This window comes from Catenuloplanes japonicus (assembly GCF_000717135.1).
GTDB classification, from domain to species: domain Bacteria; phylum Actinomycetota; class Actinomycetes; order Mycobacteriales; family Micromonosporaceae; genus Catenuloplanes; species Catenuloplanes japonicus.
The window spans coordinates 125,879-137,527 of the sequence record NZ_JNXY01000001.1; the positions used below are offsets into that span (position 1 = coordinate 125,879).

Sequence of the window (11,649 nt, forward strand, 5' to 3'; positions counted from 1 at the left end):
CCGGCTCCTCGCGTCGTGCGGAGCGCCAGCGGAGCCCGGCGCGAGGTTTGCCCGCGGGAGCAACGCTGCCGGACCACGCCGGAAGCGGGTGTCGTCCCCTGCTCGGCGTGCCTGCCGGTGGTGGGGCGTGGTGCCGGACGGTCGCGCCAGCGGGCTCGGGGTCTGGGGTCGTCCCCAGGAGAGCTCACGTGCCGAAGGCTTGGCTGGCCCGCACGCAATGCACGGATATCCCGGTTTCCCGGATGAACAACGCCCCCACCACGTTAAATAGCATGAAATATCGCAAAAAAGGGGCGAAAATGAATAAAACGCGGATCCTGCTGGTGACGCTGATGGTGCTCGGCTCGGGGCTGGTGGGGGCGCGGCCGGCTGTGGCGGCGGAACGGGAGAGCGTGATCGTCACGGGGACGGGGGCCGCCTCCGGCGAGCCGGACACGCTCGCGGCGAACCTCGGCGTCGAGACCACAGCGCCGACCGTCGCCGAAGCATTGACCAGCGCCGGCGTCGCCGCCACCAGGATGCGCGACGCGCTGGTCCGCGACGGGATCGCCAAGGCCGACCTCCAGACCTCGAACGTCTCCGTCAGCTCCACGGTCGGCGACGACAAGAAGGTGACCGGTTACACCGCCGTCCAGGGGCTGGTCGCCACCGTCCGCGACCTTCCCCGCGCCGGCGCGCTGATCTCCACGGCCATGGCCGCGGGCGGCGATGCGGCACGGCTCAACGGCGTCACGTTCGCGATCGAGGACCAGGCCGCGCTGCTCGACGACGCCCGTGCGAAGGCGTTCGCCGAGGCCCGCCGCAAGGCCACGCTCTACGCGGGCCAGGCCGGCCGGCCGCTCGGCCGGGTGATCCGGGTGAGCGAGGAGAACTCCGGCTACCAGAGCGGCGCGGCCGCCCACTACGACCTGGCGTCGGACTCCGCGAACGCGGCCGTGCCGATCGAGCCCGGCCTGCAGCAGCTGTCCGTGACCGTCACCGTGGAGTGGTCGTTCCAGTAGCGAGCCGGGTGTGGACGTGGCCGCCGTCGAGGCCCGGGGCCTCCGGCGGCAGCGTCTCCACGTACGGGTAGCGCGCCTTGGCCGCGACCCGGCACGACGCCGTGTTGCCCAGCAGGTGCAGCAGATCGACGGCCGCAAGCGACGGGAACCTCCCGAACGCCCAGCCGGTCAGCACCTCGACCGCGCGCGGCGCCACGCCCCGGCCCCGCGCCGCCGCGGTCGTCCAGTAGCCGACCTCGGCGCGCGGGCCGTCCGGGTCGTGGCGTTTGAGCGCGACCGTGCCGAGCACCGGGCCGCCGGCGGCGTCGACGACCGCGAAGCCGAAGCGGGTGCGGTCCGCCCAGCCCGCGTCGTGCAGGGCGACCCAGGCGAGCGCGGCCGGCGTGGTGTCCGCGTGCAGCCGGGTCCACCGCCGCAGTTCGGGGTCCGCGTACGCCGCGACCAGCGCCGGCACGTCCGCGTCCGTCCACCGGCGCAGCGTCAGCCCGTCAACGGTGATCATGCGGTGAGACTCTAACGAGTCCGATTGGACTCACGGGACTTCCCACCGGGTGACGGCACGCCGTAGAAACGAGGAATGCGGAGCGTTGCCGAGATTGATCTCAGTGCACTGACCGACCGGGCCTTCCATCCGTCGCCGGTCGCGTGGGAGGACGAGGTTCTCTACTTCCTGATGGTCGACCGCTTCTCCGACGGCCGGGAGCGCGACTGGCGGGACAACGACGGTGTGGCCGTGGCGTTCGGTGAGACGCCGCCGCTGCGGCCGGGCAACCGGGACAACGCGATGGGCACCGAGGCGGAGCGGGCGGCGTGGCGGGCCGCGGGCGAGCGGTGGGCCGGCGGCACGCTGCGGGGCCTGCGCGGCAAGCTCGGCTACCTGCGGCGGCTCGGCATCACGGCGGTCTGGGTGAGCCCGATCCTGAAGCAGGTGCCGGGCGCGGAGAGTTACCACGGTTACGGCACGCAGGATTTTCTCGACGTCGACCCGCACTTCGGCACCGCGGCGGACCTGCGCGACCTGGTCACGGCCGCGCACGCGCTCGGCATCCGCGTGATTCTGGACGTGGTGCTCAACCACACCGGCGACGTGTTCGACTACGCGGTCCCGGCGCCGGTGTGGGACGGTGACCGGACCTATCCGGTGGCCGGTTTCCGCGACGCCGACGGCAAGCCGACGCTGCCGTTCGGGCCGCTCACCGACCGGGACACCGGCGTGTGGCCGGCCGAGTTGCAGCGTCCGGAGACGTTTACCCGCCAGGGCCGCATCCGCGACTGGGACCGGTCGCCGGAATATCTGCGCGGCGACTTCCAGGCGCTGAAGGACGTGTCGCTGCTCCGGCCGGACGTCGGCCCGTCCGCCGCGCTGATCGCGCTGACCAGGGCATATCAGTTCTGGCTGGCGTTCGCGGACCTCGACGGTTTCCGGGTGGACACGGTCAAGCACATGGACCGGGCGGCGGCACGCTACTTCTCCTCCGAGATCCACGAGTTCGCGGCCAGCATCGGCAAGGAGAACTTCTGTCTCATCGCGGAGATAACCGGCGACCGCGCGTTCGCCTACCGCACGCTGGAGGCGGTCGGGATGGACGCGGCGCTCGGCATCGCGGACGTGCAGGATCACCTGGAGTGGCTGGTCAAGGGCCGGCAGGACCCGGCCGGCTACTTCGGCCTGTTCCGCGACGCGCTGCAGGACGGCAAGGATTCGCACACGTGGTACCGCAACCGCGTCGTGACCGGCTACGACGACCACGACCAGGTGCGCAAGGGCGCGCGGAAGGCCCGGTTCGCCGCGACCGACGACGGCGACCGGCTGGCCGTGGCCGCGCTCGGGCTGAATGCGGCCACGCTCGGCATCCCGTGCGTCTACTACGGCAGTGAGCAGCTGTTCGACGGCCGGGGCGGCGACGACCGCTACCTGCGGGAGGCGATGTTCGGTGGCGCGTTCGGCCCGTTCCGCAGCCGCGGCCGGCACGCGTTCGACGAGGACCATCCGGTCTACCGCCAGCTCGCCCGCATCCTCGCGCTGCGTCGCCGCGTTCCCGCGCTGCGCCTCGGCCGGCAATATCTGCGCCCGATCTCCGGTGACGGCGAGGTCTTCGGCCCGCCTGCGATCATCGGCGACGGCCCGATGCGGTCGATCGTGCCCTGGTCCCGCATCTTCGCCGACCACGAGGTGCTGTGCGCGATCAACACCGACCCCGACCGGCCCCGCACCGCCTGGGTCACCGTGGACGCGCTGCTCCACCCGCCCGGCACCACGCTGACCTGCCATTTCAACACCGATCAACGCCACGAGGGTACGACGGTGAGCGCCGAGAACCGCAACGGGAGCGCGGTGCTGCTGACCCTCCCGCCCGGTGGCTTTGTTGCCTACTGGTGACCACCGTGATACTGGATCACGGTAACGGTGGATCTCACAGGTAAGGATCGTCGATGCTCGAGTCTCGGAACGGGCGCCGGGTCGTGGTGACCGGCGTCGGAGTGGTGGCGCCCTGCGGGATCGGGGCGAAGGACTTCTGGGCCGGCCTGTCCGTGCCGGTCGCGCCCTCGGTCACGCGCGAGGTGCCCGGCTTCGACGCCGCGGTCATCGGCCTGTCCAAGGTGGAGATACGGCGGCTCGACCGGTTCGCGCAGCTGGCGCTGGTCGCCGCGGACGAGGCGATCGGTGACGCCGGGCTCGCGGACGAGTCCGCGCGCGACGGCGCCCGCACCGGCGTGCTGATCGGCTGCGGCATCGGCGGCGCGTTCTCCTGGGAGTCGCAGGTGCGCGTGCTGGACGAGAAGGGCCCGTCGCGCGTCTCCCCGCTCACCGTGCCCATGGTCATGCCGAATGCGGCGGCCGGCGCGGTCTCGATGCGCTGGGGCCTGGCCGGCCCGTGCGAGACGATCTCCACGGCCTGCGCGACCGGCACCCAGTCGATCGGCAACGCGGCCCGCTGGATCGCGGCCGGCCGTGCCGACACCGTGGTGGCCGGCGGCACCGAGTCCTGCCTGACCGGGGTGAACCTGGCCGGTTTCGGCAATATGCGCGCGCTGTCCCCGACCGGCGTGTCCCGGCCGTTCGACGCGGAGCGGGACGGGTTCTGCGCCGCCGAGGGCGCGGGCGTGCTGGTCCTGGAGGAATACTCGCGGGCGGTCGCGCGCGGCGCGCGGATCTACGCGGAGATCGCGGGCACCGGCTCGGGCGCGGATGCGTACCACATCACCGCCCCGGCGCCCGGCGGCCGCGGCGCCGCCGCCTGCATGCGGGAGGCGCTGGAGGACGGCGGCGTGCAGCCCGCCGAGGTCACGCACGTCAACGCGCACGGCACGTCCACGCAGCTCAACGACGCGGGCGAGGCCGAGGCGATCACCACGGTCTTCGGCGCGCACCGGCCGGCCGTCACCTCGATCAAGGGCGTGACCGGGCACTCGCTGGGCGGCGCGGGCGCGATCGAGGCGGCGGCGCTGGCGCTCACGTTCGCGCACCGCACGCTGCCGCCGACGATCGGCACCACGACCGTGGATCCGGCGCTCGACATCGACGTGGTCCTGGCGCCGCGCGAGTGGGAGCCGGCGCCGGCGCTGAGCAACAGCTTCGGGTTCGGTGGCCACAACGCGTCGCTGCTGTTCGTACCCGCGGCCTGAAATTTCCGGTCCGGATGCCTTCGTCTGGCACCATGCGATGCCATGGACTATCACCGGCAATTCCGGCAGGCGGCGATCGCGCAGGGCATCCCGGCGGACGAGATTGACACGTTCGCCGGGTTCCTCCGGTTCGCGATCTGGACGCGCACGCATGGCGAGGGCACGCCCGTCGGGCAGCGCGGCGGGCTGCCCCGCCTGCCGGCCGGCACCGCGTGGCCGCTCTCCGAGGACGGCGAGCCGCTGCCGTTCGTCGCGTCCTTCGACTGCGCGGCGCTGCCCCGGGTCGACGACCTCCCGCTGCCCACGGACGGCACGCTGCTCTTCTTCCTGCACCACGAGGACGCGCACGAGACCTACGACGTCACCGCGGAGCAGGGGCACGCGCGCGTGCTCCACGTGCCGGCCGGCGTCGAGACCGTCACGGCCGAGGTGCCCGAGTACAGCGACATGACGTTCTCCAACATGGAGCTGGAGTTCGTGACCCGCGCGTACGACCTCTACGCCTCCGTCACCGCGGACCTGCCCGACTGGCTCGACGAGTCCGGGCCGGAGCAGCACCTCGGCCGGCACCTCACCCACCTGCCGCAGCTGCGCGCGCTGGCCGGCAAGCTCTGGCCGGAGAACGGCACCCCCGAGGTCATGCTCGGCGGCCACTCCATGCACATCGGCGAGCTGGCCACGGACGCCATCCACACCACGCCCGAGACCCGGATCGCGGACGAGCGGCTCTCCGCCGCCGCCCCGGACGGATGGGCTGCCGGCCTGGAGGAGGAGACGCTCCGGGTGATGAGCGAGTGGGTGCCGCTGGCCCAGTTCGTCCCGGAGGACGTCTATATCGGCCGGTTCCTGATCCGGCGCGACGACCTCGCCGCCGGACGGTACGACCGGGCGATGTCCTACACCGCGTTCACCGAGTAGCCCGCCACGGTCCGGCGCACGTGGTGACGCGCGCGCCGGACCGTTACATTCTCCGCATGCTCCGGCTCCTCTCGTACCTGTACTGGACGATCATCGCCATCACCTGCCCGATCTTCTTCGTCGGCGCGCTGCTGGTCTGGGCGGCCACCGTGCTCTTCGACCGGCGCAAGGTGGTTCTGCACCTCTACTCGTCCGCGTGGGCCGTCTTCTACGTCCGGCTGAACCCGCTGTGGCGCCTGCGCACCACCGGCCGCGAGCTGCTGCCACGCAAGGGCGCCGCCGTCCTGGTCGCCAACCACGCCTCGCTGATCGACATCCTGGTGCTCTTCGACCTGTTCCGGCCGTTCAAATGGGTCTCCAAGTCCGAGATCTTCAAGGTCCCGTTCGTCGGCTGGAACATGTGGCTCAACGGATACGTCCCGCTGGTCCGCGGCAGCGGCGAGTCCGTCCGGCGCATGATGACCCGCTGCGGCCAACTCCTCGACCAGGGCATCCCGGTGCTGCTGTTCCCGGAGGGCCGCCGCTCCGAGGACGGCCACCTGCAGAAGTTCAAGGACGGCGCGTTCGAGCTGGCCGTCCGCCACCACGCCCCGGTCTACCCGATCGCCGTCCACGGCACCGGCCGCGCACTCCCCAAACACGGCCTCGTCCTCCGCGCCCAGATCAACGCGCGCGTCGAGGTCCTGCCCCCGCTCCACCCCACCGACTTCCCCGATACCCGCGCCCTCCGCGACGCCGCCCACACCCGCATCGCCGAGGCCCTCGACCAGCACCCCTGAAAGATCAAGATCCAATTCATCTTCCCGCTTCCGGCGTGGCCCGGCAGCGTTGCTCCCGCGGGCAAACCTCGCGTCGGGCTCCGCTGGCGCTCCGCTCGTCGCGAGGAGCCGGTTCCGTCGCTGGTCCCGCACACCCCGGTCCGCGCTACCGGCATCGACGGCCATGCCGCACGACTCGGCCGCTTGCCCGATAGTAACGCGGCGCGTTACTATCGGGCGCATGATTCAGTCCTTCGCTGATGCGGACACCGCCAAGGTGTGGCGAAGGCTTCGCGCGCCTGGGCTGGGCCCGGCGCTTCAACGCGTGGCACATCGGAAGTTGTTGATATTGGATGCGGCCGAGAGCGTCAATGATCTACGCTCTCCGCCGGGCAACAGACTGGAGAAGCTCTCGGGGGATCGTGCCGGCCACTTCAGCATCCGCATCAACGAACGGTGGCGCATCAGCTTCGCCTGGACGGATGCAGGCCCCGCGGACGTCGAGATCGTTGATTACCACTGATTGCCCGGGGAGGGAAGCAATGAACGGCGACGACGACCTGCTGGTACACGAGCCCGTCCATCCCGGCGAAGTGCTCATGGAAGAGTTTCTCCGTCCGCTGAACATCACCCAGTACCGGCTGGCGCAGGTGATCGGCGTGCCCGCGCGCCGCATCAACGAGATCGTGCACGGCAAGCGGAGCATCACCACCGACACCGCCCTCCGCCTGTCCCGCGCGCTCGGCACCTCCGACCGCTTCTGGCTGAACCTGCAGAATCGCTACGACATCGAGGTCGCCCGAAGTCGGCACGGCGACGAGTTCGACCGCATCGAGCTCCTGATCACCGCCTGCTGAGCCGCCCGCGCTCGCCCCACGCACGGCGCGGCAGGCCGTCGGCTCGCCTGCTGGAATGAGTGCCCGGCGCTACGGTGGCGGCATGGTGGGTGATGAGACGAGTGCGGCCGGCGACGGCGACCGGGTGGCGATCGCGGCCATCGTCCGCAGGTTCTTCGACGCCTTCACCTCCGGGCCGGACAGCACGGCGCGGCTCGACGCGCTCCGCGACGTGTTCCTGCCGGAGGCGGTGATCATCCGGACCTGCGGCGGCGTTCCCACCGTGTACGGCGTGGACACCTTCATCGCACCCCGCCGCGACCTACTCTCCGACGGCACCCTGACAGGCTTCCGGGAATGGCCGCTCGCCGGCCGCACCGAGATCTTCGGCGACGTCGCGCAGCACTTCTGCGCCTACGCCAAGGCCGGGGTGCAGGACGGGACCGCGTTCACCGGCCGGGGCATGAAGACGCTCCAGTTCGTGCGCACCCCGGCCGGCTGGCGGATCAGCGCGGTGGCCTGGGACGACGAACGGGACGGATTGACGCTCGACCCCCGGTGGCCGCACGCCGCACCACACTGACCCCGGCAGGAACGTCGGCGGACCGGTAGCGAGGACCGGGCGGGTTTTCGGGGTGACCACCCACGGGCCGGAAGCCCGCGGGAGCGTGCGGGCAGTTAGTGCGGCGTAAATGGGCAAATATGCCCTTAAATGCTTTTCAGTCCTTGCGTGAAGCAGGGCGTGGGGTGGCGCCGGAATCCTACTGTCGCCGGCATGTCCGTGGATGTCGAGGCGACGCTGCCGAAGCCGATCGCGCCGGCCGATGTGCTCGGTGAGACGCGCGAGGTGCTGTCCGTCCTGCTCGGTGCCGCCGTGGTGCCGGGGTTCGTCGTCTTCGCCGACCGTGAGCATCAGCAGGGGAAACGTGTCGGTCAGGGGCGCCGATTGGAGGCGGCGGAGCAGCGGGAGACCCTGTTCGGGCGCCCCGCGAGGCGGGCACGCTCCACCTCGAGGTCGACGTGCCGGCGACGGGCGACGGTGTCCGGCTCATGGTGGGGGAGTGGGGGTACGAGCGTTCCGCCGTGTTCAGCCCCTACCGGACCTGGGTCGGCGTCACGGTGGCGGTCGGGCTTGCGCTGGCCACGGCCCGGCTGGCGGGCGGTCGCTACGTCGACGAGCAGATCGGCATGCTGACCGGGGGCCCGGATCACGAGCCCGATCAGGTCATTCACCGCACCCGGCTGCGGCGCGAGCCGGGTGACGGCTTCCCCGCGCGGTGCGAGGCGTATCTGCGTCAGTTCTCCCCGGAGGACCGGTCAGTCCAGCAGTAGTGCCAGCCGGTCGCCGCCGGATTCGCCGAGGCGGTGGGCCTGGGTGAGGGGGACGGTGCGCTCGACGGGGAGGCGGAAGTCGCCGCGTTCGAAGAGGCCGGCGGCCTCGGCCAGGGCGTGCCAGGCGCGCTCGGGGGCGTCGGAGAGGTGTCGCGCGCCGCTGTCGCCGGGTGGCGCGACGGTGACGACCCGGTCGCCGGCGCCGGTCAGCGCGATCAGCTCGGCCAACCCGGTCCCGGCGGTGTCGAAGACGCAGTCGATGCCGTCCGGCACCAGCGCGTGCAGCCGGTCGGCGAGGCCGGGCCCGAACGCGACCGGCGCGACCCCGGCCGCCCGCAGACGCTCGTGGTGTTCCGGCGCGGCGACGCCGGCGACCAGCAGGCCGCGGGCGCGGGCGAGCTGGGCGGCGGCCAGGCCCACGCCACCGGCCGCGCCGTGGATGAGCAGCACGTCGCCGGCGGCCGGGCGCAGGATCTCGATCGCGCGCAGCGCGGCCTCGGCGGCGGAGGGCAGGCCGGCCGCGTCCGGCCAGGACATCGCGGGTGGTTTGCGGGCGAAGTGGGTGAGCACCGCGTGCTCGGCGCAGGCGCCGCCGGGGGCGATGCCGAACACCTCGTCGCCGACCTGGTAGCCGCGCACGTCCTCGCCGACCTGGTCGACGATGCCGGCGGCGTCGAGGCCGGGGATGTGCGGGACCGGGGTGGCGCCGCCGCGGGTCTTCCAGTCGGCCGGGCCGACGCCGGCGGCGCGGACCGCGATGCGGATCCTGCCCGGTCCCGCGTCGGGCGCGGGCGTCTCGACGACGCTCATCACGTCCGGGCCGAATTCCGCGAATCGCAGAGCCTTCATGAAGCGGCACCTCAGATCAACCGGCGGAGGGGCGCCGGCCGCCCAGCGGCCCGTAACAGACTTGCCGCAGCGCTGTCTCGTCACCGTAACATCGGCCAGGACTGAGCGGCAGCCCAGGAATTCAGCTCCGCGCGGGCGGCCTCGGTCTGCGCGGCGGTGGGCAGCGAGCCGGTCGGCGCGGAGACCACCAGCGCGACGTGGACGGCACCGGCGGACGGGCCCGCGGACAGCGACAGCAGCCGCGACGACACCGTGGCCGCGGCCGTGGACACCACCGCGGTACGGGCCGGGGCGAACGACGCGGGCAGGTGCACCTCGGTCGGCGCGGACAGGCCGGTGCCACGCCAGACCAGCACGCCGTACTGCCGGCCGCCGACCAGCGCGGACACGGCGGGCATCCCGGCCGGGGGCGTCATCCACGCGGCGGTGCCACCGGCGCCGCCGTACCCGTCGCGGGCCAGGTCCTGATAGCCGAACGCGAGGTGCTCACCGGCGATCGCGGTCGGGTAGACGCGGTCGAGCACGCGCGGGTCGAGGCGGAGCGCGCCGGTTCCGGAGATGACGGAGTGGTCCTCGTCGTTCCACGCGTCGCCGGTCGTCAGGATCTTCGAGGGGTTGCCGTTCATCGCCTCCGCGTGCCGTCCGCTGTAGACGTCCCAGTGCCACTGCGTCGCGGAGAGCACCGGGCCGGCGGTCGCGGCGTTGCGCCACCAGTTCGCGCCGGACAGCCGCGAGTCGAGCCCCTGATACATCGACCGGATCATCCAGGGGGTACGGGAGGCGCTGCTCGTCCCGGACAGCGCGTTGCCGAACTCGGACACGAACCCGGTGGTGCCGAGCGCGGCGGCCCGGTCCCGGATCCGGTTCATCGCGGCGGTGTAGGTGCCGTCCCCGGCCGGCGTCGGGTCGAGCGTCAGCCGGGCGCCGTCGTAGTAGTGCGCGTTGAACACGAACCGGGTGCCGAGCGTGCCCACCGTGCTCAGGCCGCCGGCCTCGCCGAACGTGGTGTTCCAGAAGACCAGCGGCTCCACGAACGCCGGGCGTGCGGCCCACCCGTTCGCGTCCATCACGGCGCGGAAGCGCTGGTAGAACGGCATCAGCCGCTGCTGTTCCCAGGTGGTGCCGGACATTCCGTCCAGGCCGCCGTCGAACGGCTCGTTGAGCGGGTCCATGCCGAGCACCAGCGCGAACGAGGACGCGGGCAGCGTGTCCGCGAGGTGGCGCATCGCGGCCCCGGCCTGGGTCAGGAACGCGTCCTGCAGGCCGCGCTCGTTGGCCCAGAAGTCGTGCGCCGCCTCGCGTACCGCCTGATTGCTGAGCATGTTCTGGCCCCAGAGCAGGCAGATGCCGCAGGACTCGTCGGGGTGGTCACCGCCTGCGATCACCCAGGCGGGCGCGCCGTCGCCGGTGTACCAGCTGTCCGCGTCGAACAGGTGCCGTGACCAGAGATCCTGGTGGTAGTCGACCAGCACCCGGATGCCGCGATCGGTGAACGCGCGGATCTGGGCGGCGGCCCGGTCCAGGTACGCATGATCGATCACGCCGGGCTGCGGCTGCACGCCCTCCCACGAGATCAGGAACCGGATCGCGGTGGCGCCGGTGAGCTCGCGCATCGCCTGTGCGGACGCGACGGCGTCGGCCGTGCTGCGGAACGGGAGCAGCCCGCTCTCGCGCAGTTTGCCGCTGCCGGAGACGTTGAAGCCGCGCAGCACCAGCTCACGGCCGAGCGCGTCGCGGAAGACGCCGGGCAGCGGTGCGGCGGACGCCGGGGCCGGCGTCGCGATCAGCGCGACGCCGGCCAGGACGATCAACGTGAGGAGTGCTCGCATTCTCCGCATGGAAAGCGATGGTAGTCGATATCAGGCTCTCGTCCAGAGACCGACACTGCACACGTTCCCGTTGACCCAGAAGGCCGTCGGCTTGACCCGGTAGTCAGGGCCGACAACCTGGAAGCCCACCCAGAGCGTGTTCAGAGGAAGAAGCTGGGCGTTCCACCCCACATCCGTCCCCGTCACCTCCTGCCCCACCTGCGTGATGCGCACGTTGTACGCACTGGCCGGCAGAGCCGTCTGCCCGGCCGGCAGCGTGAACCGCAGCGTCCAGCCGTTGATCGTGTAGTCGTTGCTCGGGTTGTCGATGCCGATCCGCACGCCGAACTGGGTCCCGCCCGGATCTGTCAGATAGTCGATGTCGCACGCGTAGGCCACGGGAGCGGCCACCGCACGCTCTGCGGCCTGAGCAGCCGTTGCCGTCGGGAGGAGAACCATCAGGCATGCCGCCACGAAGGCCCCGATCCTGGCTCGCACGTTCCGTACCCCCGGTTTCTAT

Annotated in this window: 13 protein-coding genes; 9 read left to right on the plus strand and 4 right to left on the minus strand. The window is 71.9% G+C overall.

All coding sequences use genetic code 11. The features are described from left to right. Positions 1 to 299: 299 nt before the first annotated feature. Positions 300 to 1,001 carry an SIMPL domain-containing protein gene (locus OP04_RS00625; RefSeq protein ID WP_033337455.1) on the plus strand — a complete coding sequence of 234 codons (702 nt, stop codon included), beginning with the start codon at positions 300 to 302 and terminating at the stop codon, positions 999 to 1,001. Here the strand turns inward: OP04_RS00625 and OP04_RS00630 are convergent. Next, positions 976 to 1,503, minus strand: coding sequence for a GNAT family N-acetyltransferase (locus OP04_RS00630; RefSeq protein WP_033337456.1), 528 nt, complete (start codon positions 1,501 to 1,503; stop codon positions 976 to 978). The two genes, OP04_RS00625 and OP04_RS00630, sit on opposite strands and share 26 nt — an antisense overlap. Positions 1,504 to 1,578: 75 nt before the next feature. On the opposite strand from OP04_RS00630, the gene OP04_RS00635 reads away from it, so the two are divergent. The 8 genes from OP04_RS00635 (at position 1,579) to OP04_RS00670 (ending at position 8,472) form a co-directional block, all read left to right on the plus strand. After that, entirely contained in the window at positions 1,579 to 3,381 is a 1,803-nt protein-coding gene (locus OP04_RS00635) for an alpha-amylase family glycosyl hydrolase (protein ID WP_033337457.1), read from the plus strand. 53 nt (positions 3,382 to 3,434) lie between these two features. Beyond that, on the plus strand, positions 3,435 to 4,628 hold the full coding sequence (locus tag OP04_RS00640; RefSeq protein WP_033337458.1) for a beta-ketoacyl-[acyl-carrier-protein] synthase family protein: 1,194 nt from the start codon (positions 3,435 to 3,437) through the stop codon (positions 4,626 to 4,628). Positions 4,629 to 4,670: 42 nt separating this feature from the next. Next, positions 4,671 to 5,546, plus strand: a complete 876-nt coding sequence (locus tag OP04_RS00645) for a YwqG family protein (protein WP_033337459.1) — start codon at positions 4,671 to 4,673, stop codon at positions 5,544 to 5,546. A 56-nt stretch (positions 5,547 to 5,602) separates the two neighbouring features. Further along, complete coding sequence (locus OP04_RS00650) at positions 5,603 to 6,325, plus strand: lysophospholipid acyltransferase family protein (RefSeq protein ID WP_033337944.1); 723 nt, start codon at positions 5,603 to 5,605, stop codon at positions 6,323 to 6,325. Between the two features lie 220 nt (positions 6,326 to 6,545). Next, positions 6,546 to 6,827, plus strand: coding sequence for a type II toxin-antitoxin system RelE/ParE family toxin (locus tag OP04_RS00655; protein ID WP_033337460.1), 282 nt, complete (start codon positions 6,546 to 6,548; stop codon positions 6,825 to 6,827). A gap of 19 nt (positions 6,828 to 6,846) precedes the next feature. Then, the gene (locus tag OP04_RS00660) at positions 6,847 to 7,161 is read left to right on the plus strand and encodes a HigA family addiction module antitoxin (protein ID WP_033337461.1); all 315 of its coding nucleotides are present in this window, start codon (positions 6,847 to 6,849) and stop codon (positions 7,159 to 7,161) included. An 82-nt stretch (positions 7,162 to 7,243) separates the two neighbouring features. Continuing rightward, the gene (locus tag OP04_RS00665; RefSeq protein WP_033337462.1) at positions 7,244 to 7,723 is read left to right on the plus strand and encodes a nuclear transport factor 2 family protein; all 480 of its coding nucleotides are present in this window, start codon (positions 7,244 to 7,246) and stop codon (positions 7,721 to 7,723) included. Positions 7,724 to 8,190: 467 nt separating this feature from the next. After that, positions 8,191 to 8,472 carry a hypothetical protein gene (locus tag OP04_RS00670; RefSeq protein WP_157239064.1) on the plus strand — a complete coding sequence of 94 codons (282 nt, stop codon included), beginning with the start codon at positions 8,191 to 8,193 and terminating at the stop codon, positions 8,470 to 8,472. On the opposite strand, the gene OP04_RS00675 is transcribed toward OP04_RS00670, so the two are convergent. From OP04_RS00675 to OP04_RS00685, 3 genes are all read right to left on the minus strand, one after another. Beyond that, positions 8,458 to 9,321 (minus strand): NADP-dependent oxidoreductase, encoded by an 864-nt coding sequence (locus OP04_RS00675; RefSeq protein ID WP_033337464.1) that lies wholly within the window; start codon positions 9,319 to 9,321, stop codon positions 8,458 to 8,460. The genes OP04_RS00670 and OP04_RS00675 overlap by 15 nt on opposite strands. A gap of 80 nt (positions 9,322 to 9,401) precedes the next feature. Then, complete coding sequence (locus tag OP04_RS00680; protein ID WP_033337465.1) at positions 9,402 to 11,159, minus strand: cellulase family glycosylhydrolase; 1,758 nt, start codon at positions 11,157 to 11,159, stop codon at positions 9,402 to 9,404. A gap of 21 nt (positions 11,160 to 11,180) precedes the next feature. Continuing rightward, positions 11,181 to 11,627 carry a cellulose binding domain-containing protein gene (locus tag OP04_RS00685; protein WP_085066114.1) on the minus strand — a complete coding sequence of 149 codons (447 nt, stop codon included), beginning with the start codon at positions 11,625 to 11,627 and terminating at the stop codon, positions 11,181 to 11,183. Between the last annotated feature and the right edge of the window lie 22 nt (positions 11,628 to 11,649).

Bases quoted from the DNA above. Each gene is read 5' to 3' on its own strand.
- OP04_RS00625 (WP_033337455.1), top strand. From the start codon at position 300: ATGAATAAAACGCGGATCCTGCTGGTGACGCTGATGGTGCTCGGCTCG.
- OP04_RS00630 (WP_033337456.1), bottom strand. From the start codon at position 1,503: ATGATCACCGTTGACGGGCTGACGCTGCGCCGGTGGACGGACGCGGAC.
- OP04_RS00635 (WP_033337457.1), top strand. From the start codon at position 1,579: ATGCGGAGCGTTGCCGAGATTGATCTCAGTGCACTGACCGACCGGGCC.
- OP04_RS00640 (WP_033337458.1), top strand. From the start codon at position 3,435: ATGCTCGAGTCTCGGAACGGGCGCCGGGTCGTGGTGACCGGCGTCGGA.
- OP04_RS00645 (WP_033337459.1), top strand. From the start codon at position 4,671: ATGGACTATCACCGGCAATTCCGGCAGGCGGCGATCGCGCAGGGCATC.
- OP04_RS00650 (WP_033337944.1), top strand. From the start codon at position 5,603: ATGCTCCGGCTCCTCTCGTACCTGTACTGGACGATCATCGCCATCACC.
- OP04_RS00655 (WP_033337460.1), top strand. From the start codon at position 6,546: ATGATTCAGTCCTTCGCTGATGCGGACACCGCCAAGGTGTGGCGAAGG.
- OP04_RS00660 (WP_033337461.1), top strand. From the start codon at position 6,847: ATGAACGGCGACGACGACCTGCTGGTACACGAGCCCGTCCATCCCGGC.
- OP04_RS00665 (WP_033337462.1), top strand. From the start codon at position 7,244: ATGGTGGGTGATGAGACGAGTGCGGCCGGCGACGGCGACCGGGTGGCG.
- OP04_RS00670 (WP_157239064.1), top strand. From the start codon at position 8,191: ATGGTGGGGGAGTGGGGGTACGAGCGTTCCGCCGTGTTCAGCCCCTAC.
- OP04_RS00675 (WP_033337464.1), bottom strand. From the start codon at position 9,321: ATGAAGGCTCTGCGATTCGCGGAATTCGGCCCGGACGTGATGAGCGTC.
- OP04_RS00680 (WP_033337465.1), bottom strand. From the start codon at position 11,159: ATGCGGAGAATGCGAGCACTCCTCACGTTGATCGTCCTGGCCGGCGTC.